The sequence below is a fragment of the Terribacillus sp. FSL K6-0262 genome, from assembly GCF_037977385.1.
Taxonomy (GTDB): Bacteria; Bacillota; Bacilli; order Bacillales; family Amphibacillaceae; genus Terribacillus.
The window spans coordinates 2,563,475-2,590,358 of record NZ_CP150277.1 but is presented as its reverse complement, the minus strand read 5'-3'; the positions used below and the strand labels follow the sequence as shown (position 1 = coordinate 2,590,358).

Here is a 26,884-nt window from a genome sequence, read left to right as displayed (position 1 = left end):
TAGGCGATAGAAAGTAAGTATTTTGTTTGACCTTTATTGACCTTTTAGGTAAGATAAGGTTAGTCATTACTTAGCATAATGAGCTCATATCCAAAGGAGGATCTATCATGAATCTAATTCCTACAGTTATCGAACAGACAAACAGAGGAGAACGTGCTTACGATATCTACTCCCGTCTGCTGAAAGACCGGATCATCATGCTTGGCAGCGCAATCGATGATAATGTTGCCAACAGCATCGTTTCCCAGCTATTATTCTTGGCTGCGGAAGATCCAGAAAAAGATATTTCCCTATACATCAACTCACCAGGAGGATCCATCACCGCAGGTATGGCTATCTATGATACAATGCAGTTCATTCAGCCGAAAGTATCGACTATCTGCATCGGTATGGCGGCTTCCATGGGTGCATTCCTATTGACTGCCGGTGAAAAAGGCATGCGCTATGCACTTCCGAACAGTGAAGTGATGATTCACCAGCCTCTAGGCGGTACACAAGGTCAGGCAAGCGATATCGAAATCCACGCTCGCCGCATCATCGAAATGCGCAAAAAATTGAATGAAATCATGGCGGAGCGCAGCGGTCAGCCGCTTGAAGTAATCGAGCGCGATACAGACCGTGATAACTTCCTTACAGCAGAACAAGCGGTTAACTATGGCTTGATCGATAAAGTAATGGAGAAACGCCCTTCATAAGACATAGGAAAAGCCATCCAGCATGCATTGCTGGATGGCTTTTTTCATTCATGGATGACAAGTGTATCTGCAAAGAAATCATGCACACCTTGTTTCCTTGGTGTAAATGCCACGACCACATAAAGGATGGTCAAAAATAACAAGCGGTGGATGAAACGGCCTACCACTTCCCGAATCAGCGTATCCGACCAGGACAGGCCTCCTCCGTCCTTCCGGATGACGCGTAAGCCGAAGATCATCTTTCCTAAAGTCTGACCGCGCCATTTGGTCATGAACAGGAAATAAGCAAAGAAAATCACTCCGCCAAGCAAAGCGCTGACACTCCATATCCAAAGCGTCGCTTCATAAAAAGCGTCTATCATCGTAAAAGGCTGGACGAGCAAACCCGTCAGGCTGAAAACAACGATGAGATCGACAAGATATGCCCAGAAACGCATCCAAAATCCAGCATAGCGTTTATCAGCCACAGCCGCCGGAGATGCCGCCCCAGGCTGCTCCATCGCTTCCTCATCAAGTTTTTCCTTCCCTTGATACATATCGGATAGGGCATCTGACTCTGTCTGTCTGTCAGATTCCGCAGCTTCCGGTATCCCTGTACTGGAGATATCCTGATCGGGTGACGTCAGTTCTTCTGGATGCTCACGTTTTTCTTTATCCATGCTAACGCCTCCTATTCCGTATAGAGATACATAGCTTCCGGTGAATTCGTTTTGCCCATCAATTCCTTGATGCCAAGCAGATCGGAATCAGATACAAACCAATCCTTCGCAGCTGTGGCCCAGAAGGAGCCCATACCGAAGCCGCTTCCCGTATATTCAAACACTTCCGCATCCTCGAGTCCTTGGTCTTTCTTCATCATGGCAATCGTATCTTCCAGATCCCCCAAGTCATCGACCAAACCATTTTCCAAGGCCTGTTTACCGGAATATACGCGTCCATCACCCAATTCACGTACTTTTTCTTCCGGCATGCCCCGTCCATCGACGATGACCTGTACGAAGTCCGCATACATATCATCGATGATGGACTGCAGGATATCCCTTTCTTCATCGGTCATTTCCCTTGCACCGGACATGATATCCTTGTGCTCGGCACTCTTGATGACTTCTTCTTTGATGCCGATTTTATCGGCAAGCTCAGAATAATTGAGTGTGGACATGATGACACCGATCGAACCAGTCAGTGTCGCTGGATGCGCCACGATTTTGTTGGCACTGGCTGACAGATAATAGCCGCCGGAAGCAGCCGTGTTACCCATCGACACATAAACAGGCTTTCCGTATTCCTCCTGGACCTCCACGACTTTATCGTGAATTTCCGCACTCTCGACAACGCCTCCTCCGGGGCTATTCACTTCTATGATGACACCGCCGACTGTATCGTCCTGGCCAGCCTGCTCCAATTGCTCCAGAAAGGCTGCATGATTGTATGTACCGCTTCCCAATAATGATGCTTCTTCTCCTGTATCCTGAATCGTGCCTTCCACTTTCAGCACTGCTATCCGATTCATCGCATCTCCATCCTCGATGATTTCCTCACTGAGGAAAGAGCTCCCCGTTGCCGAATCAATCGCTTCTGTAAAGTTACTATTGATGACTGAAATCAAGGTCTGGAAACCGACAGACACGAACAGCAGGAAAGCAGCGATCCCGATCGCGATCCAACGTTTTGCGTTCAAAATATGATCTCCTTTCTCTCTCCATAAAAATCTTACAATACATAGCCTACACTAGGTAAGCTTCCCTTACCACAATTTAGCAGAAAAAAAGTCCTGAATAATTTCAGGACTTTTCAGGTGGATCAGCTGGCTTGTGACGGGGCGGTAATGAAGGCAGCTAGCTCCTCCATGGCTTCCTCCTCATCTGGACCATCAATTTTCAAAGTGATCAATTCTTCCTGGGCAATGGCCAGACTCATCACCCCCATGATGCTTTTTGCATTGACCGATTTGTTCCCTTTTTCCACATAGACAGAGGCACTATAACGATTGGCTTGCTGGACAAAGCTTGCCGCTGGTCTGGCTTGCAAACCAGTATCCAGGGTGACACGCAACGTTTTTTGGATCACATGTGATTCCTCCCATTTTCCAAGTAAGCGCTATCAAATTCATGAAAAAGAAAACACCCATATGAGTGTCTTCTTAGTATACCACATGCTATATATGCTTCATACCTGCTTATGCCTTTTTAATGAATGTCCCATTTCGAAGTCTGTCAGCGAATTCATCTATTTTGCGGAGGCGGTGATTGATTCCCGATTTACTGATCTTCCCCGTGGAAACCAATTCCCCAAGCTCCTTCAAAGATACATCCTGATGCTGGACCCTAAGTTCAGCGATTTCCTGGAGTTTCTCAGGCAGCGCTTCGATTCCGACCGTGTTTTTGATGAAGTTGATATTCTCCACTTGACGGAAGGCCGCACCGATTGTCTTATTGAGGTTGGCTGTTTCACAATTGACAAGGCGGTTGACCGAATTGCGCATATCACGGACAATCCGGACATCCTCGAATTTCAGCAATGCACTGTGGGCGCCTGCGATATTAAGGAACTCGGTGATCTTCTCCGCTTCTTTTAAGTAGGTAATGAATCCCTTGCGCCGCTCTGTACTACGAGCATGCAGGTCGAATGTATTCATCAGCTCACAAAGTGCATCACTATGTTCTTTATGTGTATTGAATATTTCCAGGTGGTAAGAAGAAGTCTCCGGATTATTTACCGATCCGCCTGCCAGAAAGGCACCGCGCAGGTAAGCTCTGCGCTTTTCGGATGTGTCGGTAAAAGAGTTGCCTATTGTACGGACAAAAGTGAATTGATCCTCGAGTATTTCCAAACGACGCAGCAAGTCATCCACTTGCTTGTTCAATCGTACAATGTAGACATTGTTCTTCTTCAATTTCATCTTCTTCCGGACGAGCAGCTCGATTGGATGATGATAGATAGCCTTCAGCAGCGTATATATACGTCTTGCGATGGCCGCATTCTCCGTCTGGACATCCAGGGTATATTCCTGTCTCGAATAAGAGACGGAGCCATTCATCCTGATCAAGGCCGCAAGCTCGCTTTTCACGTCCGTCATTTCGATTGGAATGGTCGTCAATTCCTTTTTTATTTCTGATGCAAAGCTCACGATGCTCTTCCCCCCTTTTTATCACGCCGCGCGCTTACAGCATCGCGTAAAGCAGCTTGGCGATTTTGTGTGTATCATGACGGAGCTTCCGCTGTTGATGGTCAATGATATCAGCTTCGATCACTTCAAGTCCCAAAGACTTCAGGCGGCTGATATCATACACGACCGGCTCTGCGTTCTCCTCTGCATAATTTTCCCGAATATCCTGCTCGATTGCGCTGTTATTCACGACAATCGCCGAGACAATATCGGCTCCAATGTGATCATGGATGGCTTGGATATGATCACCTGCTGTATAACCTGTCGTTTCCCCGTATTGTGTCATCACATTGCATACATAGACAACTTTGCCTGGCGCTTCCCTTAAAGCATGCTCAATCTCCGGAACGATCAGATTCGGCATGACACTTGTATATAGGCTTCCCGGACTGATAACAATCAAATCAGCCTGCTTGATGGCCTCGATTGCTTCCGGAAGCGGCTTGACGGGCAGCGGACTGACAAATACCCGTTTAATCCGTTTATTCGCCAGCGGGATATTGGATTCCCCGGTCACAATCTCGCCGTCGGTCATTTCCGCATGCAGCACGACGTTCTGATTGGCAATCGGGTATATATTCCCCTTCACTTTCAGGACCCGTGAAATCTCCTTGATACCGTTATAAAAATCACCGGCGATCGAAGTCATTGCCGCCAGCAGCAGATTCCCCATGGAATGACCGGATAACCCATTGCCATTTTTAAACCGGTGCTGGAACAAATCGATCAGCATCGGTTCTGCATCGGCCAATGCGGCGATGACATTCCGGATATCCCCCGGGGCCGGCATCGCAAGCTCTGTGCGCAATTTCCCCGAACTGCCGCCATCATCAGCTACCGTGACGATTGCCGAAAGATCCACAGGAAGCTGCTTCAGTCCTCGCAGCAAAACAGGCATGCCTGTCCCGCCCCCGATTGCAACTATTTTTTTTCTTTTCATCAGTGGCTTTTCCTTTCTACATCACGGTGCGTCACATGCGTCGCATAGCTGTCGCTGTAACGTTTCGCCAAATGCTCGGCAATGGCCACCGAGCGATGCTGTCCGCCTGTACAGCCAATGGCGATGACGAGCTGGCTTTTTCCTTCCTTCCTGTACTGGGGCAGCATGAAGGTGAGCATATCCTCCAGCTTCTGCAGGAAGGTATGCGTATCGGACCATTTAAACACATAGGAAGACACCGGCTCATCCAATCCTGTCTGCGGTCTGAGGTTCTCCACATAAAACGGGTTCGGGAGAAAGCGAACATCAAAGACAAGGTCTGCATCGATCGGCAGACCATACTTAAAGCCGAAGCTCAGCATCTGGACAGTGAATTCTTCGTAATCGGAATCCTTGAAGCGCTTCATGATCTTCTCACGGAGCTGCTTCGGCTTCAGCGTCGATGTATCCACGATGAACTGGGCTCTTCCCCGCATCTGATCGAGCAATGCCCGCTCCTGCTGTATGCCTTCGAGCGGAAGTCCTTCCGGTGCAAGCGGATGTGTCCTGCGCGTTTCTTTATATCTGGTTACGAGAACTTCATTCTTAGCATCGAGGAAAAGTACTTGCGGCTCCAGCCAATCCTCCATCGTGAGCTTGTCCAGTGCTTCGAACAAGGAGTCAAAGAATTCCCTTCCCCGTAAATCCATGACCAGCGCGACTTTTTTGATATCATTGGCCGCATCGCGCATCAAGTCAAGGAAAGTCGGCAGGAGCGCCGGAGGCAGATTATCCACGCAATAGTAGCCCAAATCCTCGAAACTTTGGACAGCAACCGTCTTGCCTGCTCCAGACATACCGGTTATGATGACGAGCTTCGTTTCATTCAACTGTTTCTCCATACGTATCCCCCGTTTTATTCTGGTGTCGTCGGATCCAGCTTCGACTGCAGCAGCTGCCGATCCTCCGTGTAAACGAATGTGCCGAACAATGGCTCATCAGTGCTGAACATATGGGCGAATATATCCCGATCTCCCTCTGCCATCGGCAAATCCTTGATATTCTTGATATCTATCCATTCCAGCTTGCCTTCCTGGCTTTCTTCAAGCAATTCACCTGTATATTCTTCGGCGAAAAAGGTGAACATCATCCATTCATGGATGACTTTTTCGTCTTTTTTTATAACAAAAGTAAATGTACCGCGAAGCTCCGGTTCATGTACAGTCAGGCCTGTTTCTTCCCAAAATTCCCGGACCGCGGTTTCCTTGACCGACTCCCCCAGCTCCATTTTACCGCCGGGAGCTGAGTACCAGCCTTTACTCGGTTTTTTCAATAAAAGAACTTTATCATCAACTGCCAAAATGCAGTTTGCAACTCGTTGCATGCTTCCACCTCTTTCTCTGTGTAAGTGGACATGTCGATTCGTTTTACACATCACTCTATATTATACTATTTCTGTTTCGCTTCAAACAGTAATATGTTTCCTTAATCTTTGCCAATAATCGCCGTCATTCCCCAAAAAATAAAAAAAATGCATAGGTGCCGAGGCACCTATGCCAATAACTAATTTATCTATTAAAAGGGGGTCAATTAGTTAAAACCAGTATAGCAAATGATTATGTCGCCCATGTTACAGCAGCATTAAGAATCATTTACAAGGAAGCCTGGCCCGCTTATTTGCCGATTGCGTCCAGCTCTTCTTTCAAGCTTTCCACGTAAGCTTGTGCCGCTTGGGCTGCGATACTGCCATCCCCAGTTGCTGTCACGATTTGTCGAAGCTCTTTGTCCCGAATATCCCCAGCCGCAAAAATACCAGGTACAGCTGTTTCCATACGTTCATTCGTGTGGATATAGCCAAGTTCATTTGTGATGCCGAGGGATTGGAAAGGCTCACTGAGCGGAACCATTCCGATGTAAATGAATACCCCGTCTGCTGATTTTTCGTATTTCTCTCCAGTACGCTGATTCAAAAGCGTGACGCTGGAAACTTTATTGCCTTCGCCATTGATTTCCTCGACAGTTGTGTCCCAGATGAAATCGACTTTTTCATTCGCGATGGCACGCTGCTGCAGGATAGGCTGCGCACGCAATTTATCCCGGCGGTGGACAATCGTCACTTTGTCAGCGAAACGGGTCAGGTAGACACCCTCCTCGACAGCTGAATCCCCGCCGCCGACTATGATCAATTCACGGTTCTTGAAGAAAGCTCCATCACAAACGGCACAATAAGATACACCGCGTCCGCTGAATTCGTCTTCTCCAGGCACACCGAGCTTTTTCCACTTCGCTCCTGTCGTAATGATAAGGGATCGTGTTTTATATTCTTTATTGCCGGCAATGATCGTTTTGTATTCCTTGCCGTCTTTCACTTCTTTGATATCGCCGTAAGCATATTCCGCACCGAATTTTTTCGCATGCTCGAACATTTTATTGGAAAGATCCGGTCCCAGGATGGAATCATAGCCTGGATAGTTCTCCACATCCTCTGTGTTTGCCATCTGACCGCCCGGAATACCTCTTTCTATCATAAGTGTATCTAGATTTGCACGGGAAGCATAAACCGCTGCCGTCATGCCAGCCGGTCCAGCTCCTGCAATGATTACGTCATAAATTCTGTCTTCAGTCATTTATAGGACCCCTTCCGTCTATATATCAGTCGTTCTCTCTACTCGTTAGCATATAAGATTCTTTCTGCAACGTCCATTTTTCTGCCTGCTGCTTCAGGAAAGCCAATGAAAATCCTCTTTGTTCAAATGGCTGAATCTGCGGCTGCCTTCCTGCCACAGCTTTTCGGCATATTCTTCATTACCGGCCTTCTTTGCCGCCAAGCTGAACCACTTATAATAGGAAGCATGTCCTTTCACGCGTCTTTTATCCAAATGGAGAAAGCGGTCAACCGCATCTTCATAATGGCCGGTCATGGAAAAAGCGCATGCGATGCGCAGATGCTGCTCTTCATGAATCGGGAAAATATTACGAAGCAGGCGAAGATGCTCATCCCGTTGGTCGAAGCAACGCATTTCGTGATAAAACACGGCAAGATTGACATGGGTGTAGACAGAGACTTGCTCGCTCTCCAGATGCTCTTCTTCCATCCGCACAGCTTCTTTCTGGTTGCCAGTATAGAAAAGCGCCTTGGCATACTCATGTTTTGCCAGCATATGCTCCGGGAACATGCTCATCATTTCTTCCAAAATAGGTAAAGCGAACTGCCATTCTTCCCGTTCCAAATAATAAAAAGCCGACTCCTGGAACATGATGAGCTCATCCTCTTCCTCTGTCGTCCAAAGCTCATCGTCTTCTTCCTCGGCTTCCACATAGGTCAGCAGCTCCTCGGCCTGATGCCGGAAATCCCCTTCCGGATCCATCTCCAGATACAAGTTGGCGAACTTCTCCGCATCATGCATATAACCAAGCTTCGAATAATTATAGGCAAGCATGTAGAAGCATTCGGCATAGCTCTCCCCATGCTCTTTGATGATGTCATCCAGGATATAAATCGCTTTATGGAATGCTCCCATTTCCGTAAAAATAACCGACTTCTGGCAGTGATAGATCACTTCCGTCGGTTCCTTCTCGATCGCTTTTTCAAGCCATTTCATGGCTTTGTCCAGCTTACCGTTCCGATAGGCCTCGATGCCCTTTGTATAATAGAAATCTCCTTCCGGTATGAAGGGGATGATGTTAGTCGGTCGTGCCTGCTGCTCTGCTGGTTCCAGCGTTTGCATGTGTTTCCTCCTACTGCATTAGATATCCCATGAAGTATATCATATTTCCACACCCGGTCCTACACCTTAAGAAAAAAAGACTGTCCCCCCTAAGGGAAACAGTCTCCTGGATGAATGATCAAACAGTTTGCAAGTCGTCTTCTTTAACTGGTACAACTGCTTCTTTTGCCAAGACTTCCAGTTCACGTGTATATTCTGCTTTCTGCTCAGCAGTATAACCCAATGTTTCAGCCATGTAATCAATAACCGCATCTTTGTTAGCATGAACAAAGTCGATGTTGAATAGCAGCGCGCCTGTGCGTCGAACGAAGAAATCGACTGGTTTGTATGCCAGTTCTTCTTCAATCGCATAACGCAGCTGTGCGAATACAAGAGCATCGATATTGGCAGCTTTCGCTTCATCCTTCAATGTTTCGAAGCGGCTGAAGACTTTATCGACATTCGCTCCGTAGCGGCTTACCATTTTCAATGCGTCTTCAGCAGAAAGTCCGATTGCTTTCCCTTCATCCACTTTACGTTCTTTGAAGCGTTCGAATCCTTTGGATCCGCCGACTTCCCCACCAGAAATAGGCAGGTTCTTCGTATCGGATTCGGAATAAAGGATGCCTTCTTCTTCCTTGAACTGTTTAGCCACAAGATTGACTGCTTCGATTGCCATTTTGCGGTAACCAGTCAGCTTACCGCCGGCCATGGAAATCAAGCCGCTGTCGGAAACGAAGATTTCATCTTTACGGGAAATCTCGCCCGGTTTCTTGCCTTCCTCTTGGATAAGCGGACGAAGGCCAGCCCAGCTGGATTCCACATCATCTTTTGTGATTTCCACAGTCGGGAACATGTAGTTGATGGAATCGATGATATAATCACGATCCTCGACAGTCATGACTGGATGCTGGATGTCACCTTTGTATGTTGTATCTGTTGTACCGACATATGTCTTGCCTTCACGCGGAATCGCGAATACCATCCGGCCATCCGGAGTATCGAAGTATACGGCTTGGCGCAACGGGAAGCGCTGTCCGTCGAATACCAAGTGGACACCTTTTGTAAGATGCAGTGTTTTGCCTTTTTTGGATCCATCTTTTTCACGGATCGTATCCACCCAAGGACCGCCGGCATTGACGATTTTCTTAGCGAAGATACGGTGCTTGTCACCAGTTGTTACATCTTCTGCTACGACACCGGTAACTTTACCGCCAGCATCATAGATGAATTCGATTACTTTTGTATAGTTGATTGCGTTAACGCCTTTTTCAACCGCTTTTTTCAGAACTTCCAATGTCAAGCGGGCATCGTCCGTTTTGTATTCCACATAACGGCCGCCGCCAAGCAAGCCTTCAGATTTTACAAGCGGCTCTCTTTCCAATACTTCTTCACGTTTCAGCATTGTGCGGCGTTCCGCTTTTTTCACACCAGCAAGATAGTCATATACACGCAAACCGATGTTGGTAGTGAACGGACCGAATGTACCGCCTTTGTGGAACGGAAGCAGCATCCATTCAGGAGTTGTTACGTGAGGACCATTTTCGTATACGATTTCACGTTCTTTACCAACTTCTGCAACCATTTTGACTTCGAATTGTTTCAAATAGCGCAAACCACCGTGAACCAATTTAGTTGAGCGGGAGGAAGTACCTGCTGCGAAGTCCTGCATTTCTACAAGACCTACATTCATTCCGCGCATTCTTGCATCAAGTGAGATACCGGAACCAGTGATCCCACCACCAATGACAAGAAGATCCAAAGGTTTATCAGTTAAGTTCGCATAAATTTCGTTACGTTTCTTACTAGAGAAAACAGTCATGCTTGAACACTCCTTTTTAGATTCAGCGGCTCTTCTATTTCTATACCCCATTATAGTAGAAGTCATGTATAGAAAGCAGAAAGAGACCACAAATAATCCATACAATGTATAGATATTCGCGGTCTCTCCAATGTCTCGGGCCGAATCATTAACTTGTGACTTCAGTATAACATGCCCAGCCCGATTTGAAAAGGTATATTACTTGAAAGTACGTGTAGCTTCCACAGCTTTTTTCCAGCCTGCGTAGAGCTGATCTTTTTCTTCTTTGGAGCGGTTTGGCTTGAACGTACGGTCGATTTGCCATTTGTTGGCGATCTGTTCGCGGCTTTCCCAATAGCCGACCGCTAAACCAGCCAAGTAGGCAGCACCTAATGCTGTTGTCTCCTGGATGACTGGACGTTCTACGTCTACATCAAGCATATCGCTTTGGAACTGCATAAGGAAATCGTTTTTCACGACGCCGCCATCGACGCGAAGCTGTTTCACATCGATACCGGAATCCTCGATCATCGCATCGACGACATCCTTGGATTGGAAGGCAAGTGATTCCAATGTTGCGCGTGTGATATGCGCACTTGTTGTACCACGCGTGATACCGAACATCGCACCGCGTGCATCACTATCCCAGTATGGTGTACCCAGTCCTACGAAGGCAGGGACTACATAAACACCGCCATTGTCTGAAACGCTTGTCGCAAGGCGCTCGCTTTCAGGAGAAGATTCGATGATCTTCAAACCATCACGAAGCCATTGGACAGCGGAACCTGCAACGAAGATGCTTCCCTCGAGTGCGTATTCCACTTTCCCATCAAGGCCCCAAGCGATCGTTGTCAGCAGGCCATGCTCGGATTTAACAGCTTCCTCACCTGTATGCATAAGGACGAAGCAGCCCGTTCCGTAAGTATTTTTCACCATACCCGGCTCAAAGCAGGCTTGACCGAATAGGGCAGCGTGCTGGTCACCAGCGATACCAGCGATCGGCACTTCTTCACCGAAGAAATGATAGTCGATTGTCTGGGCGTATACTTCAGAAGAGGCTTTTACTTCTGGAAGCATGCTCTTCGGCACATCAAGGATCTCAAGCAGTTCATCATCCCATTTAAGCTCATGGATGTTGTACATCAATGTACGGGCTGCGTTGGAATAATCAGTAACATGCGCTTTACCGCCAGATAGCTTATAAACAAGCCAAGTGTCGATTGTACCGAATAGCAAATCACCGTTCTCTGCTTTTTCACGTGCTCCTTCCACGTTATCCAAGATCCATTTGACTTTTGTACCGGAGAAGTAGGCATCCAATAGCAAGCCTGTTTTTTCGCGGAACAGATCATTATGACCTTTTTCGATCAAGTCATTGACGATATCAGCTGTTTGACGGGATTGCCAAACGATCGCTTTATGGATCGGACGGCCAGTGTTTTTATCCCATACGACTGTCGTTTCCCGCTGGTTCGTAATACCGATCGCCGCAACCTGTTTCGCATCGATGTCCGCTTTGCGGAGCACTTCCGCCATACAAGCAGAAATGGACGTCCAGATTTCGTTCGCATCATGCTCTACCCAGCCGGATTGCGGGAAGAACTGTTCGAACTCCATTTGTGCAGTTTCCACGATGTCGCCATTGTGATTGAAAAGAATCGCGCGTGAACTTGTTGTTCCCTGGTCAAGTGCCATGATAAATTTTTCCATTACTTAATCCCCCTCGTTTTCACACCATTATTCGCAGCTGCCTCTGCGCTAGCTTTTACAAGTTCCCCTCGAACTGCAGCGATAATGATTATTAATAATACAGCAGATAAAATCCAGAAACCTACTTGCAAGTCTTCCATGAAAAATCCGATATAGAAATATGCACCGTATGCTCCCCCAAGCAATGGACCTACAACCGGAACCCACGCATACTTCCAGTTGGAAGAACCTTTACCAGGGATCGGCAGCAATGCATGAGCGATACGCGGACCTAAGTCACGGGCTGGGTTGATCGCATATCCTGTCGGACCGCCAAGCGCCATCCCGATGACTGCAACGAGCAAACCTACCAATAATGGATTGAATCCATCTGCTAAAGAGTTGCCTCCAATGAATAGAATACCAAGCATCAGGATGAAAGTGCCAATGATTTCTGCCAATAAGTTCGAAAATGGACTATCAATCGCCGGATCAGTAGAGAAAACGGATAGTTTTGCCATAGGATCGGATGTTTTTGCCCAGTGCGGCAAATAAACCAAGAACACCAGTACAGCACCCAGGAATGCACCGAGCATTTCACCGGCAAGATATTCCGGCACGACATTCCAGCCGATATCCCCTTTGATTGCCAGCCCTAATGTCACGGCAGGATTCAAATGCGCTCCTGAAAAACTGCCTACTGCATAAGCACCCATCGCCACTGCAAGACCCCATGCAATGGTAATCGTGATCCAGCCTGTGCCTTCCCCTTTGGACTTGCTTAAATTGCTGACTGCTACAACTCCTCCACCGAAGAGTATTAGTACCATTGTGCCGATCGTTTCGGCTGCGAAGATACTCATTGTGATTGTCCCCTTTATTGATAGAATTTTTCGGAGAGCGCTTTCATTCAGCGTCCAAAATAACCGCACTTTGCAGAATCATAAAAAAATAGCTACATTCAACCTAAAAATATTATTAAGGAAGCGCTGTCTTTTGGATTAGAAAAATCCATCACCTAATATAACATAGTAAACACCTGACGTGTACTAAAAAGGTAATGGATTCTCCGTATCTCCGATCATTATTATTAACTTATAGATAGACTTTACACCTAATTGAAAGCGGTGTCAAGGACTTACCATAAACTTTTTTTTGATGTGGAAACGGCTGTTGCCCCCGCTTCCAGAGCGGCATCCACATCTTCCTGGGTGCGTATGAGCCCTCCAGCTATGACCGGCACGCCGATTTTTTCGGATACTTCTTTTATCATATGAGGAATTAACCCCGGCAATACTTCGATGTAATCAGGCTGCGCCTTCTTGACCAGTGAAAGATTATGATCAAGCGCGTGTCCATCAATCAAAAACAAACGCTGCACAGCGGTTATCTTATATTTTTTGGCTGCACTGATAACATTCGTCCTTGTCGATATGACACCATCCGGCTTCAGACGCTGACAGACAAAGTCCATCCCGGCATCATCTGTCTTCAGTCCCTGTATCAAGTCAACATGAAGAAACACTTTCTTCCCTGCTTTTTTGGCATATTTGATCTGGGAAGGAAGCTGGGCGATCCTTGTCTCAAGCAGCACCATCATCTGCATATCTTCCCGCTGGAGCAATTCATCGAAATCCCGCTCATTACGGGCTGCAGGTAATATCCGTTGTCCTAAATCCATTCTTTTCCTCCTTCATGAAACAAGCAGACACTTAGGTTGTCTGCTTGTCCTGTCGTTGTTCTGCTGTATAAATCATTTGCATCGGATTTCCGCCCACCATGGCACCAGGAGGGACATCCCGGTGGACAAGCGTGGCAGCCGAAATGACCGCTCCGTCTCCGATGGTGACGCCGGGCAGGATCGTCGTATTGGCTCCCACCATCACATTATCCCCGATGATGACATCCCCAAGGCGGTATTCATCCGTCAAATATTCATGGGCCAGGATGGTCGTATTATAACCGATGATGCTGTTCTTTCCTATCGTGATCCGCTCCGGATACAGGAAATCCGGCACGACCATAACAGCCAATGCTGTTTCTTCACCGATTTTCATTTTGAGAAAGGATCGGTAAAGCCTGTTCTTCAAACCAAGGAATGGCGTATATCGTCCAATCTGGACCACGGCGAAATTCCTGGCTACTTTCCAAAAAGGGATTGTTTTATATAACTGCCACAGCGAATTCGGTCCTTTAACGGGATAGCTTTCCGTTTTCCGCATGCGCGTCTTCCTTTACGATGTCGAATAAATCACGGATATCCTCCAGCATATAATCCGGCCCATATGTCAGCAAGGTTTCTTTGCCCTTGATCGACCAAGCCACACCGGCAGTTTTTGCACCCGCATTCTTCCCGGACTCAATATCATGATGATTATCACCGATCATGATGGCTTCCCCCGGGACACTGCCAAGCGCCTCCAGCCCTTTCAGCACAGGTTCCGGATGCGGCTTTGCATGTTCGATATCATCATACCCGATCACGACATCGAACAATCCTCCAAGACCGCATACCCGAAGACCGCGCTCTGCAGTTTCCCGGACCTTTGTTGTGACAATCCCCAGTTTAAAACCTGCCTGCTTCAGTTCCTGCAAAGTTTCAGCGACATATGGATAAGCCTCTACATATGCATCATGATGCTCCAGATTATGCTTCCGATATGCTGCGATCATTTCTTCCGCCCTCTCGGCGTCGATGTTCTCGAAAACATCCTTCAGCGGCGGACCGATGAACGGGAGCAATTCCTCGCGCTCATATGTCCGGCCCATATACTGCTCCAATGTTGCCGTGTAGGATGCCAGAATCAGGCTATTCGAATCGATCAGTGTTCCATCCAAATCAAATAACAATGTCGTGATTGCCATAATCGCATTCGCCTCTCTCTATTCCTAGTCTTTATAACGAGGTGTCTTCGCTCCTGGACGGCGCCGGATGATCACGATGACCACCGCAAGGACGATCGCTGCGATGGAAACAACTTGCGCCGCCCGCAGGCCATCGGCAACAAGGCTATCCGTCCGCATACCCTCGATGAAGTAGCGTCCAAGGCTATACCAAGCAAGATAGAACAAGAACATTTCCCCGCGCTTCAAATTCACCCTGCGTAAAACAAGCAAGATGACGAAACCAAGGATATTCCATAGTGATTCATAAAGGAAAGTCGGATGATAGAGAACACCATCGATACACATTTGGTTATTGATGAAATCCGGTAAGTACTGGATGAAGTTCTGATATGCCTCTTCCGAAACTGGACCTCCATGGGCTTCCTGGTTCATGAAATTACCCCAGCGGCCGATAGCCTGCCCAAGAATCAAACTCGGCGCAGTAATATCCGCCAGCTTCCAAAACGGTATCTTTTTCACACGGCAGAAAATGATTGCCGTGATGATGGATCCGATCAATGCTCCATGGATGGCAATGCCGCCTTCCCAAATGGCAAACACCTTCCAAAACGGACCGTCTGCATAGTTTTCCCATTCGAAAACAACGTAATAAATACGGGCACAGATGATAGCTGCCGGAATGGCAAATACCAGAAAGTCCACAAACGTATCTTTATGTAATCCGCGCCTTTTCGATTCGCGGATGGCCAGCCATAGACCGAGGGCTGCACCGACTGCAATGATGACGCCATACCAGTAAATCGTCAGTGAACCGATCTCCAAAAACACCCGGTTCAATGGTTGTGCTTCACACATTTCCATCCGTCATGTCTCCCCCATTATCTTTTCCTGTTTCTATCATTTTCGTCAGACGCTGCGAGAATTCCTCCGCTGCATTCACACCCATCCGTTTCAGGCGGAAGTTCATCGCAGCCACCTCGATGATGACAGCCAAGTTACGCCCCGGACGTACAGGGACCGTCATCTTCGGTACATTGACATCCATGATTTTCATCGTATCTTCATCCAATCCGACCCGATCATATTGTTTTGATTGATCCCAGGTTTCCAAATTGATGACGATCGATATTTTCTTATGGCTGCGCACTGCCCCTGCGCCAAACAATGTCATGACATTGATGATGCCCAAACCCCTGATCTCCAATAAATGCTCGATCAAGGAAGGCGAATTTCCGATAAGGGTATCGTAATCCTCCTGCCGGATTTCGACGCTGTCGTCAGCAACAAGACGATGCCCGCGCTTGACGAGCTCCAACGCTGTTTCACTTTTTCCGACACCGCTCTGGCCGGTGATCAGGATGCCGATTCCATAGATATCCACCAACACTCCATGGACTGCTGTGAATGGTGCAAACCTGGCCTCCAGGAAATTCGTTATCCGGCTGATGACACGTGTCGTCTTATGCGGCGACCGTAAAATCGGGACACCGGCAGCCTCTGCCGCTTCCATCATCTCCGGCGGCACTTCCTGGCCTCTCGTAATGATCAAACCAGGTGTGATATCAGAGCAAATCTTCTCAAACCGATCCTTCTTCTGTTCGCTTGTCAGCTCCTCCAAAAAGGAAAGCTCCGTCTTACCGAACAATTGCAGCCGATCTTTCGGATAATATTTAAAATAACCTGTCAACTCTATACCAGGACGGGAAATATCACTCATGAAAATTTCACGTTGTACGCCTGTATTCCCAGTCAGCAATTCCAGATTGAAACGATCCAATAAATCCTGAATGACTACTTTTGCCATAAAAACCCTCCATCCTAACAATTCTTGTTTATTCTAGCATACTTCCCGAAAAGATAGATACCTGGGCATAAAAAAGGCCCTGCAGCATGCCGCTGCAAGGCTTGGTTTCAGCTCGTGATCCGATCCCGGATGAGCCAGTTCAGCAAGAGATTCAGCAAGGCAAGTATGATTGCCGCAATGATTGCTGTCCCGAATCCATCGATTATGAAATTATCCCCGATCAAGCCTTGTGTGATCATCAAGGTGATTGCGTTGATCACAAACAAAAACAATCCTAGCGTCAAAGCGGTCAGCGGCAGTGTCAGGACAATCAGCACAGGCCGGACAAGGATATTCAGAATCGACAGGATGAAGCTGGCCAGGATGGCAGTCCCGAAGCCCTCTACATAAAAGGAGTCGAAGATACGGCTCACAATGATCAATGACACGCTATTCAGCAATAGTGTCAAAATCCATCTCAGCATATCATGGAAGGACCCAGACAGAACCCGTTTTCGTGTTCGCTTCCAAATGAAGCTTTTCCTGCGCTGCTGGGTAAGTCTCGAATTTCAGTGCTTTCTTGACGACTTCCTTCGATTCATCTATGACGATATATTCGTCCAAGTCGCAATGCAGAGATCCGATATTCGTCGTAATCCGTCCGTTCAAAGGAATCGCGGCCAGGGACTTCAACCGGATACTGCCATTGGTTGCCTTGAAAAATGCACTGTCCGGATCGGAATTATGCCACTCGCAATGGATACTGCCATTGAACGTTTGGGCATCAAGCTTACGGAAACTTCCCTCCAGCCTAAGTGAGCCATTGACGGATTCACAAAGCAGATCTTTTGCTGTCACCTGCTTCAGCTTGATGCTGCCGTTCGATGTCTCGGCGCTGACTATCGAGCCGCCTCCCCCATGGAGATCGATGCTTCCATTTGTCGTCTTGCAATAGATATTCACACTGCTCACCGAATCGGTCCGGATCGTTCCATTGAAGGTTTTCACGACACATTCATCATATACTGCTTCCGGGACATACAAGGTGATTTCCGGTTTGATCCGTTTATCCTGCAGCGAGAACTGCAATTTTCCATCCGCGACGGCAAAATAGGCTTTATCCGTGAACCGCCTTCTGGCAGCCTGCTCATCCTCTTCCTGATAGACTTTCGCCTTTGTTTCCAGACGGGCAAGAGGCTCGGTCCAGCTTTTGATCGTAACAGAGCCATTATAGATTTTCAGGTCCATTTTCGAGAATGTCTCATCTGCCTGAAATATATGCTCGACTACATGATGATCGCCGAAGTTCAAATCCAGGTCGGCATTCTTGATCTTGGTGAAAGCCTGCTGGACATATTGCAGTACTTTCGGACCAACAGACTTTTTCTTGGCTGCTTTACCGACACGCTGGGATTTTGGCTCTTCGCCCGCCGTGACAAGCTCCTGCACCACCGGCTCCTTCTCTTCATCCGTATGCTGTACAGCACCGAAAGCACGCTCATCAAGAGCTGCAAGCTCCAGCTCTGCTTCTTCGGCAGTGAGCTTTCCTTCCTCGAGCTGTTTCAGGATCCTCTTTCTTTCTGTTCTCATACAAAGCCTCCTTTACACATATACGAATCATATGTTATCGAAGTTCCAAGTATAGAATGTCTCCTCTTTGAAATGTTCCAGCGCTATGGACTCCATGTTCTCTTCCGTAAGCTCCGCTCCAGTGACATTGCCAAGTACGCCTTGTGCCTGGGATTTATGGCAAAGGATGGTTTTCACCTTTGTTTTGACGAATGGACGAATATCCTGGACAACGTCAGGCTTGCCTAGAATCTCCTGATATCCGCGCATGAACGCTTGCGCCCAGACCGTCGGACGTGTGCTTTCATCCATCCGCGACACCGCATCGATTGCCGCCGCCCCCAATGCATTGTGGTCCGGATGGACTGCATATTCAGGATAATGGGTGATCACGAGTGTTGGCTTGATCTGTTCCAGCAGTCCCTTCAAGTGATCACTGACTTTGGATAAATCCTCGAATTCCAGGACCTTATCCCGGTAACCAAGCATTTTCAGCTCGACATCCATAACTTCGCAAGCATCCTGCAATTCTTTTTTACGGATTTCCGGTAAGGATTCCCGCGTCGCAAAAGTCGGATTCCCCATATTTCGGCCCATTTCACCTAACGTACCGCATAGATAAGTGACAGGCACTCCTTCTTCCCTGAACTTGGCGATTGTACCAGCTGCTCCGAAAGCCTCGTCGTCCGGATGCGGGAAGATGACTACTACGTGTTTTTCCATGATTATTGCTCCTCCTTAAAACGCTGTCTCGCTTATTTCCAATGAAACCATCAACCGGCCTTCCCGATCATGACCAGCCATGAGCAGGCGATTTTGTCCATCCACTTCCCAGGCATTCAGCCCTTCTGCGTATACCCATCCGTTTTCCGTTTTCAAACCAACTCGATAGGCCGTCCCGGAACCTTTGATCTTTCCATGCTCATAAATAACCTGTGCATTTCGGATAAAGGCACCAACATTATACGCTTTTTCATCTACATGATTAGCATATGCTCCATTTGTCGTTTCAAGATGTATAAACACTTTTTTTCCTGCAAATGCATCTATGTGGTCTTGCACTTCTTTCAAATCAATCGGCTTCACCGTAAGTCGCTCCTTCCAAAGCTATATCTAGACAAACATTTTACTACAAATTCCGCTGTAATGCTCGATTTGATGATTTGCATGCTGATGGACAGCAAAAATACAGCGAGCTTCAGCCCGCTGTATCCCATTCATCGCTCCGCAACATGCGTTGCATATTCCAATTGACTCGCTGTCCGTTCCCGATCGCGCTCAAGGATCGGCTTCAAGTATTTCCCGGTGTACGAACCAGGTACTTCTGCCACTTCCTCCGGTGTACCGGTCGCTACTATCTGTCCGCCTCTATCCCCGCCTTCCGGACCAAGATCGATGAGATAGTCGGCTGTTTTGATGACATCTAGATTATGCTCGATGACAAGGACAGTGTCGCCGTTTTCGACGATACGGTTCAATACTTTCAGCAATCTTGCAATATCATCCACATGCAAACCGGTCGTCGGCTCATCCAGGATATAGAATGTTTTACCGTTGCTGCGTTTATGCAATTCACTCGCCAGTTTCACTCGCTGCGCTTCCCCTCCGGATAGCGTGGTAGCCGGCTGACCCAGCTTCACATAACCTAGCCCTACATCTGAAATCGTCTGCAGCTTTCGCTTGATTTTTGGAATATTGGAGAAGAACTCCAATCCTTCCTCGATTGTCATATCCAATACATCAGCGATGCTTTTTCCTTTATATTTAACCTCAAGTGTTTCCCGATTGTACCGTTTCCCGTGACAAACCTCGCACGGCACATACACATCCGGCAGGAAATGCATCTCGATCTTGATGATGCCATCCCCGCGGCAAGCTTCGCAGCGGCCGCCTTTCACATTAAAGCTGAAGCGGCCTTTCTTATATCCGCGGACCTTTGCAGCATTCGTACTTGCGTATACATCCCGAATGTCATCGAAGGCGCCGGTATACGTAGCAGGGTTGGAACGAGGAGTGCGCCCGATAGGCGATTGGTCAATATCGATGACTTTGTCCAAGTGCTCCAATCCTTTGATCTGCTTATGCTTACCTGGCTTCACTTTGCTCCGGTTCAGTTTCTGCGCCAATGCCTTATGCAGGATCTCATTGACGAATGTACTTTTACCGGAGCCGGACACACCGGTCACCGCAGTGAAAAGACCCAGCGGTATCTCAGCAGAAGCTTTCTTCAGATTATTCTCTTCCGCTCCGATGACTTCGATGGTGCGGTCCTTATCCGGTTTGCGGCGTTCGAATGGCAGCGGAATGAATTTCTTACCGGATAAGTACTGACCCGTAAGTGATTTTTTATCTTTCATCACCTTTTCAGGTGTTCCCTGACTCGTGATCTGCCCGCCATGCTCACCGGCACCGGGGCCGACATCGATGAGCCAGTCCGCTTCCATCATCGTATCTTCATCATGCTCGACCACGATAAGCGTATTGCCAAGATCGCGCATCCTTTTCATCGTTTCGATCAGCCTGTCATTATCCCGCTGATGCAGGCCGATGGATGGTTCATCCAATACATACAAGACACCAGTCAAAGCAGAGCCGATCTGTGTGGCAAGACGGATACGCTGGGCTTCCCCGCCCGACAGCGTACCGGCTGAACGTGAAAGGGTCAGGTAATCCAGACCGACGTTATTCAGGAAGGTTATCCTGTCGATGATCTCCTTGGTGATCATGAACGCAATCTGCCTTTCCTTTTCGTTCAGTTCCAGCTCTTCCATGAAGTGTTTTACTTCCAGGACGGATTTCTCGGTTACATTGCTTATATGATGGCCATTGATCAGGACTGCGAGCGATTCCTCACGGAGACGATGCCCTTTACACTTCGGACATGGCCGGTTATTCATATACTTTTCCATTTGTTCACGGATGAAATCCGATGTCGTTTCCCGATAACGGCGAGCAATATTCGTCAACACGCCTTCGAACTCGATATTGCTTTCACGGACACGGCCGAAGTCATTTTCATAACGAAAATGGATTTTCTCCTTTTTCTTCCCATTCATCAGGATATCCAGCTGTCCCTCCGGCAGTTCGCTGACGGGTACATCCATATCGATGCCAAAATGACTGCAGGCAGCTTCCAGCAGCTTCGGGTAATATTGCGAGCTGGTCGGTTCCCAAGCTGCGATTGCACCATCGCGCAAGGTAAGCTCTTTGTCAGGGATAACCAGGTCGGGATCGACTTCCAGTTTCGTCCCCAGCCCATCACAAGTCGGGCAGGCTCCGAATGGATTATTGAAGGAGAACATGCGCGGTTCCAATTCACCGATCGAGAATCCGCAAATCGGGCAGGCGTGATGCTCACTGAAAAGCAGGTCCTCGACGCCCATCACATCAACGATGACACGGCCGTCTCCAAGCGACAGTGCCGTTTCCAGGGAATCCGTCAATCGTCCAGTGATACCTTCCTTGATGACGATCCGGTCGACTACCACTTCGATTGAATGTTTCTTTGTTTTCTCCAGCTTGATATCATCGGTGATTTCCACCATCTCGCCGTCCACACGCAGACGAATATAGCCTTCCGATTTCAGCTTTTCGAGCACTTTGACATGCTCCCCTTTTTTCCCTGAAATGACCGGGGCAAGGACCTGCAGGCGGGAGCGTTCCGGAAATTCCAAGATCCGATCGGCCATTTGTTCCACAGTCTGGGAGCTTATTTCGATTCCATGACGCGGACAAGTCGGTCTGCCCACCCTGGCATATAACAGCCGTAAATAATCGTAGATTTCCGTTACCGTCCCGACTGTGGAACGCGGGTTCTTGCTTGTCGTCTTCTGGTCGATACTGATAGCCGGCGACAAGCCTTCAATCGAATCGACGTCGGGCTTGTCCATCTGGCCGAGGAACTGGCGGGCATAGGCAGATAGGGATTCTACATAGCGCCGCTGTCCTTCTGCATAGATGGTATCAAAAGCGAGTGAGGATTTCCCCGAACCGGATAGGCCGGTCAGCACGACCAGGCTATCCTTCGGAATATCGACATCTATATTTTTTAAGTTATTGGCACGGGCGCCTCTGACTGAAATGCTCTTCTTCGCCACTTTCTTCACCCTTCCACTTTTAGTTCCAAGACAAGATCACGAAGCTCGGCAGCACGTTCGAAATTGAGATCGCGTGCAGCCTGTTTCATTTCTTTCTCCATCTCGGCAATCACTTTTTCTTTTTCCTTCTTCGTCATCTTCGTCAAATCCGGTGTATCTTTCTTATTGGTACCGGATTCTTCAGAACTAATCGTCGCCTTGATGACATCCCGCACTTCCTTCTGGATCGTCCGCGGTGTGATGCCATGCTCTTCATTGTAAGCGATTTGGATTTCACGGCGCCGCAGTGTTTCATCCATCGCTTTTTGCATGCTGTCGGTAATTTTATCTGCATACATGATGACATGCCCGTTTTCGTTACGCGCCGCCCGGCCCATCGTCTGGATCAAGGAACGCTCGGAACGCAAGAACCCTTCCTTGTCCGCATCAAGTATGGCCACGAGGGAAACCTCCGGAATATCCAAGCCTTCCCGAAGCAGGTTGATTCCGACAAGTACATCATATTTGCCGATCCGCAAATCGCGGATGACCTCGATCCGTTCGAGCGTCTTGATTTCCGAATGCAGATAAGCGACCTTGATGCCGATCTCCTTGAGGTAGTCGGTCAAGTCTTCGGACATTTTCTTGGTCAATGTCGTGATCAGGACACGTTCATTCTTCTCTGTCCGTTTGTAAATCTCACTGATCAAGTCATCTATTTGTCCATCTATCGGACGAATATCGATTTCCGGATCAAGCAGCCCTGTCGGCCTGATGATCTGCTCGATCATTTCCGGCGTATGCTCGATTTCATAAGGACCCGGTGTCGCAGAGACATACACGAGCTGGCTGGTCTTCTTCTCGAATTCCTCAAATGTCAGCGGCCTGTTGTCCATCGCGGACGGCAGGCGGAAGCCATGGTCGACCAGCACTTTCTTACGTGCCTGGTCCCCATTGAACATCCCCCTGATCTGAGGCAGCGTAACATGGGACTCATCGACGACGACAACGAAATCGTCCGGGAAGAAGTCCAGTAGCGTATAAGGGGTTGCTCCCCGTTCACGGAAGGTAAGCTGGGCCGAATAGTTTTCGATACCAGAGCAAAAGCCCATTTCCCGCATCATTTCCAAGTCATAATTCGTCCGCTGCTCCAGTCGCTGGGCTTCCAGCAGCTTGCCTTGGTCCCTGAACACTTTGAGCTGTTCCTGGAGCTCTTTTTCAATATTGACGATGGCCTTCTTGAGATTCTCTTCACGCGTAACGAAGTGGGAAGCAGGGAAGATGGCCACGTGCTCGCGATCCCCGATGATCTCGCCTGTCAGTGCGTCCACTTCACGGATTCGATCGATCTCATCACCAAAGAATTCAAAACGGATGCAGTGCTCTTCTTTTGAAGCAGGGATGACTTCGACCGAGTCACCGCGGACACGGAATGTACCGCGCTGGAAGTCGATATCATTCCGTGCGTATTGGATGTCCACCAAGTTGCGGAGCAATTCATCCCTATCCTTCTCCATCCCGACACGGACGGACAGCACCTGGCTCTTATATTCTTCCGGGGAACCCAAACCATAGATACAGGACACACTTGCCACGATCAGTACATCATTGCGCTCGAAAAGGGCGGATGTCGCCGAGTGGCGCAGTTTATCGATCTCATCATTGATGCTTGCATCCTTCTCGATGAATGTATCCGTCTGCGGTACATATGCTTCCGGCTGATAATAATCATAATAGCTGACGAAGTATTCCACTGCATTGTTCGGGAAGAATTCCTTGAACTCGCTGTACAGCTGGCCGGCCAGTGTTTTGTTATGGGCAATGACAAGCGTCGGTTTGTTGATTTCCTTCACCATATTGGAGATGGTGAACGTCTTACCGGTACCTGTCGCTCCGAGCAGTGTCTGATGCCGCTTATTCTGGCGGACGCCATCGACAAGCCGTTCAATCGCTTTCGGCTGATCACCCTGCGGCTTATATTTGGATACTAACTCAAACGTTTCCTTTTCCTTCAACGCCAAATTCCTCCGTTCTGTTTGCTATTTTCATCATAGCATAAAATATATAAAAACACGAACAAACATTCGTCCAAAATTCCATATACATCCTAGTATGGATGATTGCCCAATATATAAAACATAAACTAGCAGATAGCAAAAAGCCGTCAAAAATGACGGCTTTATCTTAGTTGGCTGCTTGGTCGTATTGGTTGACTTCAAATAGGTCGATCAAATCGATTTTCGGATTTTTGTCCGTGAACCAGCGGAGGGCGAAATCATTCTTGAACAATGCCAAGTATTCCCCTTCCCGATCCTGGGCGAGCAGACTGCGCTCATCGAATAGCCGCTCATCCACTTGCTCAGCCTTCAGCCAGCGAGGGATGCGCTCTCCCATCGATTCCAATACCACTTCTACATTATACTCATTTTTCATCCGATATTCGAATACTTCGTACTGGAGCTCCCCGACTGCGCCGAGGATATAGCTGTCATCGCGTTTGCCGCGGAACAGCTGGATCGCTCCTTCCTGGACGAGCTGCTCGATGCCCTTCTTGAACTGCTTCGCTTTCATGACGTTCTTTGCCGTGACCTTCTTGAATACTTCCGGCGGGAACTGCGGCAGCTCATCGAACTCGAAGTTCGCTTTCCCTTCGACCAGTGTATCCCCGATCCGATAAATGTTCGGATCATATATTCCGATGATATCCCCCGCATACGCCTCTTCGACTGTATCACGGGACGATGCCACGAATTGCTGCGATTGGGATAACTTGATCGGCTTCGCCGAGCGGGCCAGCTGCACGCTCATACCACGCTCGAGTTTCCCTGAGCAGACACGCAGGAATGCAATCCGGTCGCGGTGGGCCGGGTTCATATTCGCCTGGATCTTGAAAATGAATCCGGAGAATTCTTCTTTCTCAGGGGATACGACACCTTCCGTCGTACGGCGGCTTCCTGGTGCAGGCGCCATGCTCACGAACGTATCGAAGAATGTTTGGACTCCGAAAGGCGCAAGGGCGCTGCCGAAGAAGACCGGTGTCTGTTTGCCGGCCAGGACACGATCCAGCGAGAATTGATCGCCGGCTTCCTCCAATAATTCCAGCTCTCCTTTTGTATCTTCGAAAGTGGAGTCGCCAGTCAAGTCGGCATAAGCCGGATCATCGAGCTGGTCATAAGGAATATACGTTTCTTCTTCATTTCCATTGAAACGCACGAACTGCTTGTTATATCTATCGAAAATACCCAGGAAACGCTTGCCCATTCCTGCCGGCCAGTTCATCGGATACGTTTCGATATCCAATACAGTTTCGATTTCCTCCAATAGCTCCAGCGGCTCACGGCCTTCCCGGTCAAGCTTGTTGATGAAGGTGAAGATCGGGATGCCTCTCATACGGCAGACTTTGAATAATTTCAAGGTCTGGGCTTCGATCCCTTTTGTCGCATCTATGATCATGACGACACTATCCACTGCCGTCAGTGTCCGATACGTATCTTCACTGAAGTCTTCGTGACCTGGTGTATCCAGGATATTCACCTGATAATCTTTATAAGGGAAATTCATCACGGATGATGTGACGGAAATCCCGCGCTGCTTCTCGATCTCCATCCAGTCGGAAGTAGCGAATTTACCTGATTTCTTCCCTTTTACCGTACCCGCGGTACGAATCAGATTACCGAAGACGAGCAGTTTTTCCGTAAGTGTCGTCTTCCCGGCATCCGGGTGGGAGATGATAGCGAAAGTCTTGCGTTTTTGCACTTCTTCTTTTATTTGCATCGGTTCTTTACCTACCGTTCCATTAGCATTCGTATAGCCTGATTGTCATTGTGATCGATTGATTATCTCACACTGCGTCAAACCTCTTTTCCGCTCTAAAATCAGTCTTTCTCTACTATACATAATGTTAGCGCTTTTAGGCAATATCCTTCCGAAGATGGTTTTTCATTGACCCGCACTGAGAAAACGCTTTACTATGATAATAATAAGATTTTCATCAAAATCCGATTCATTCCGAGGAGAGACAAGATATGCTAAAGAAACTATTCGGTAAAAGTATTACAGAAGAGCGTTTTGTAAGCCCTGTCAACGGGAAAGCAGTGCCGCTCGAGGAGGTGCCTGATCCAGTATTTGCAGAAAAAATGATGGGTGAGGGTCTCGCCATCGAACCGTCGGATCAGACCATCGTCAGTCCGATCGATGCCCAGGTCGTCCAGGTGTTCGAAACCAAGCATGCCATCGGCTTAAAAACAGAAATGGGTCTGGAAGTGCTGCTCCATATCGGTCTGGATACCGTGAACCTCAAAGGCGAAGGCTTCGAAACCTTTGTCAAAACCGGAGATAAAGTCTCCGCCGGCGATAAGCTCGTCACCTTCGACAAAGCGTTCATCGAAGCGAATGCAAAAAGCAGTGTCACACCAGTGATCATCACCAACTATGAAGCAAGTGCATATACCTTGGAAACACTATTCCCCGAACAAGCCATTGCAGGGGAAACCCAGATCTTCCAAGTGAAAAAGAAATAATCGAAATGGCAGCTGCACGCTGCCGTTTTTTATTTTGACCTATTTGGGAAGCCTATTGTCATATCTGTTATAATGATAGGATAATGAATTTTTTAGACTGGAGACTGGGCTT

Annotated in this window: 26 protein-coding genes; 2 read left to right on the top strand and 24 right to left on the bottom strand. The window is 48.1% G+C overall.

The window, feature by feature from the left end; genetic code table 11:
* The first annotated feature begins 107 nt into the window (after positions 1–107).
* On the top strand, positions 108–695 hold the full coding sequence (clpP, locus tag MHI54_RS13210; protein ID WP_095216095.1) for an ATP-dependent Clp endopeptidase proteolytic subunit ClpP: 588 nt from the start codon (positions 108–110) through the stop codon (positions 693–695).
* A gap of 44 nt (positions 696–739) precedes the next feature.
* Here the strand turns inward: clpP and MHI54_RS13205 are convergent, their stop codons facing one another.
* From MHI54_RS13205 to MHI54_RS13090, 24 genes are all read right to left on the bottom strand, one after another.
* The gene (locus MHI54_RS13205) at positions 740–1,354 is read right to left on the bottom strand and encodes an RDD family protein (protein WP_233135036.1); all 615 of its coding nucleotides are present in this window, start codon (positions 1,352–1,354) and stop codon (positions 740–742) included.
* 11 nt (positions 1,355–1,365) lie between these two features.
* Positions 1,366–2,373 carry a signal peptide peptidase SppA gene (sppA, locus tag MHI54_RS13200; protein WP_340081798.1) on the bottom strand — a complete coding sequence of 336 codons (1,008 nt, stop codon included), beginning with the start codon at positions 2,371–2,373 and terminating at the stop codon, positions 1,366–1,368.
* Between the two features lie 122 nt (positions 2,374–2,495).
* On the bottom strand, positions 2,496–2,762 hold the full coding sequence (locus MHI54_RS13195) for an HPr family phosphocarrier protein (RefSeq protein ID WP_095216097.1): 267 nt from the start codon (positions 2,760–2,762) through the stop codon (positions 2,496–2,498).
* Positions 2,763–2,871: 109 nt separating this feature from the next.
* A complete protein-coding gene (gene whiA / locus MHI54_RS13190) occupies positions 2,872–3,822 on the bottom strand; it encodes a DNA-binding protein WhiA (protein ID WP_340081795.1) in 951 nt (316 codons plus the stop codon).
* A 34-nt stretch (positions 3,823–3,856) separates the two neighbouring features.
* Positions 3,857–4,801, bottom strand: a complete 945-nt coding sequence (locus MHI54_RS13185; RefSeq protein ID WP_095216099.1) for a YvcK family protein — start codon at positions 4,799–4,801, stop codon at positions 3,857–3,859.
* A complete protein-coding gene (gene rapZ, locus MHI54_RS13180) occupies positions 4,801–5,682 on the bottom strand; it encodes an RNase adapter RapZ (protein WP_095216100.1) in 882 nt (293 codons plus the stop codon). Before rapZ ends, MHI54_RS13185 begins: the two co-directional genes overlap by 1 nt.
* A gap of 14 nt (positions 5,683–5,696) precedes the next feature.
* Positions 5,697–6,164: an 8-oxo-dGTP diphosphatase gene (locus tag MHI54_RS13175; RefSeq protein WP_095216101.1), complete on the bottom strand. Its 468-nt coding sequence runs from the start codon at positions 6,162–6,164 to the stop codon at positions 5,697–5,699.
* 289 nt (positions 6,165–6,453) lie between these two features.
* Entirely contained in the window at positions 6,454–7,407 is a 954-nt protein-coding gene (gene trxB, locus MHI54_RS13170; RefSeq protein WP_340081791.1) for a thioredoxin-disulfide reductase, read from the bottom strand.
* A gap of 93 nt (positions 7,408–7,500) precedes the next feature.
* Positions 7,501–8,508, bottom strand: a complete 1,008-nt coding sequence (locus MHI54_RS13165; protein ID WP_095216103.1) for a tetratricopeptide repeat protein — start codon at positions 8,506–8,508, stop codon at positions 7,501–7,503.
* Between the two features lie 118 nt (positions 8,509–8,626).
* Positions 8,627–10,309, bottom strand: coding sequence for an FAD-dependent oxidoreductase (locus tag MHI54_RS13160; protein ID WP_095216104.1), 1,683 nt, complete (start codon positions 10,307–10,309; stop codon positions 8,627–8,629).
* 198 nt (positions 10,310–10,507) lie between these two features.
* Complete coding sequence (gene glpK / locus MHI54_RS13155) at positions 10,508–11,998, bottom strand: glycerol kinase GlpK (protein WP_095216105.1); 1,491 nt, start codon at positions 11,996–11,998, stop codon at positions 10,508–10,510.
* Positions 11,998–12,840: an MIP/aquaporin family protein gene (locus tag MHI54_RS13150; RefSeq protein WP_340081784.1), complete on the bottom strand. Its 843-nt coding sequence runs from the start codon at positions 12,838–12,840 to the stop codon at positions 11,998–12,000. Before MHI54_RS13150 ends, glpK begins: the two co-directional genes overlap by 1 nt.
* 275 nt (positions 12,841–13,115) lie before the next feature.
* Entirely contained in the window at positions 13,116–13,658 is a 543-nt protein-coding gene (locus MHI54_RS13145) for a glycerol-3-phosphate responsive antiterminator (protein ID WP_095216107.1), read from the bottom strand.
* Positions 13,659–13,689: 31 nt separating this feature from the next.
* A complete protein-coding gene (locus MHI54_RS13140; RefSeq protein ID WP_095216108.1) occupies positions 13,690–14,199 on the bottom strand; it encodes an acyltransferase in 510 nt (169 codons plus the stop codon).
* The gene (ppaX, locus tag MHI54_RS13135; protein WP_095216109.1) at positions 14,171–14,842 is read right to left on the bottom strand and encodes a pyrophosphatase PpaX; all 672 of its coding nucleotides are present in this window, start codon (positions 14,840–14,842) and stop codon (positions 14,171–14,173) included. Before ppaX ends, MHI54_RS13140 begins: the two co-directional genes overlap by 29 nt.
* A 24-nt stretch (positions 14,843–14,866) precedes the next feature.
* Positions 14,867–15,685 (bottom strand): prolipoprotein diacylglyceryl transferase, encoded by an 819-nt coding sequence (lgt, locus tag MHI54_RS13130; RefSeq protein ID WP_340081779.1) that lies wholly within the window; start codon positions 15,683–15,685, stop codon positions 14,867–14,869.
* Positions 15,672–16,628 (bottom strand): HPr(Ser) kinase/phosphatase, encoded by a 957-nt coding sequence (gene hprK, locus MHI54_RS13125; protein ID WP_095216111.1) that lies wholly within the window; start codon positions 16,626–16,628, stop codon positions 15,672–15,674. Before hprK ends, lgt begins: the two co-directional genes overlap by 14 nt.
* A gap of 107 nt (positions 16,629–16,735) precedes the next feature.
* Complete coding sequence (locus MHI54_RS13120; RefSeq protein WP_095216112.1) at positions 16,736–17,092, bottom strand: phage holin family protein; 357 nt, start codon at positions 17,090–17,092, stop codon at positions 16,736–16,738.
* Position 17,093: 1 nt separating this feature from the next.
* Positions 17,094–18,197, bottom strand: a complete 1,104-nt coding sequence (locus MHI54_RS13115; RefSeq protein WP_095216113.1) for a DUF4097 family beta strand repeat-containing protein — start codon at positions 18,195–18,197, stop codon at positions 17,094–17,096.
* Between the two features lie 27 nt (positions 18,198–18,224).
* The gene (gene bshB2 / locus MHI54_RS13110; RefSeq protein WP_340081777.1) at positions 18,225–18,899 is read right to left on the bottom strand and encodes a bacillithiol biosynthesis deacetylase BshB2; all 675 of its coding nucleotides are present in this window, start codon (positions 18,897–18,899) and stop codon (positions 18,225–18,227) included.
* Between the two features lie 15 nt (positions 18,900–18,914).
* On the bottom strand, positions 18,915–19,262 hold the full coding sequence (locus MHI54_RS13105) for a YojF family protein (protein ID WP_095216115.1): 348 nt from the start codon (positions 19,260–19,262) through the stop codon (positions 18,915–18,917).
* Between the two features lie 131 nt (positions 19,263–19,393).
* Positions 19,394–22,273: an excinuclease ABC subunit UvrA gene (uvrA, locus tag MHI54_RS13100; protein ID WP_340081771.1), complete on the bottom strand. Its 2,880-nt coding sequence runs from the start codon at positions 22,271–22,273 to the stop codon at positions 19,394–19,396.
* 5 nt (positions 22,274–22,278) lie between these two features.
* Positions 22,279–24,267 (bottom strand): excinuclease ABC subunit UvrB, encoded by a 1,989-nt coding sequence (gene uvrB / locus MHI54_RS13095; protein ID WP_095216117.1) that lies wholly within the window; start codon positions 24,265–24,267, stop codon positions 22,279–22,281.
* A gap of 169 nt (positions 24,268–24,436) precedes the next feature.
* Entirely contained in the window at positions 24,437–26,026 is a 1,590-nt protein-coding gene (locus tag MHI54_RS13090) for a peptide chain release factor 3 (RefSeq protein ID WP_340081766.1), read from the bottom strand.
* 251 nt (positions 26,027–26,277) lie between these two features.
* Here MHI54_RS13090 and MHI54_RS13085 point away from each other — a divergent pair, with 251 nt between their 5' ends.
* Positions 26,278–26,772, top strand: coding sequence for a PTS glucose transporter subunit IIA (locus tag MHI54_RS13085; RefSeq protein WP_095216119.1), 495 nt, complete (start codon positions 26,278–26,280; stop codon positions 26,770–26,772).
* Positions 26,773–26,884 lie beyond the last annotated feature (112 nt).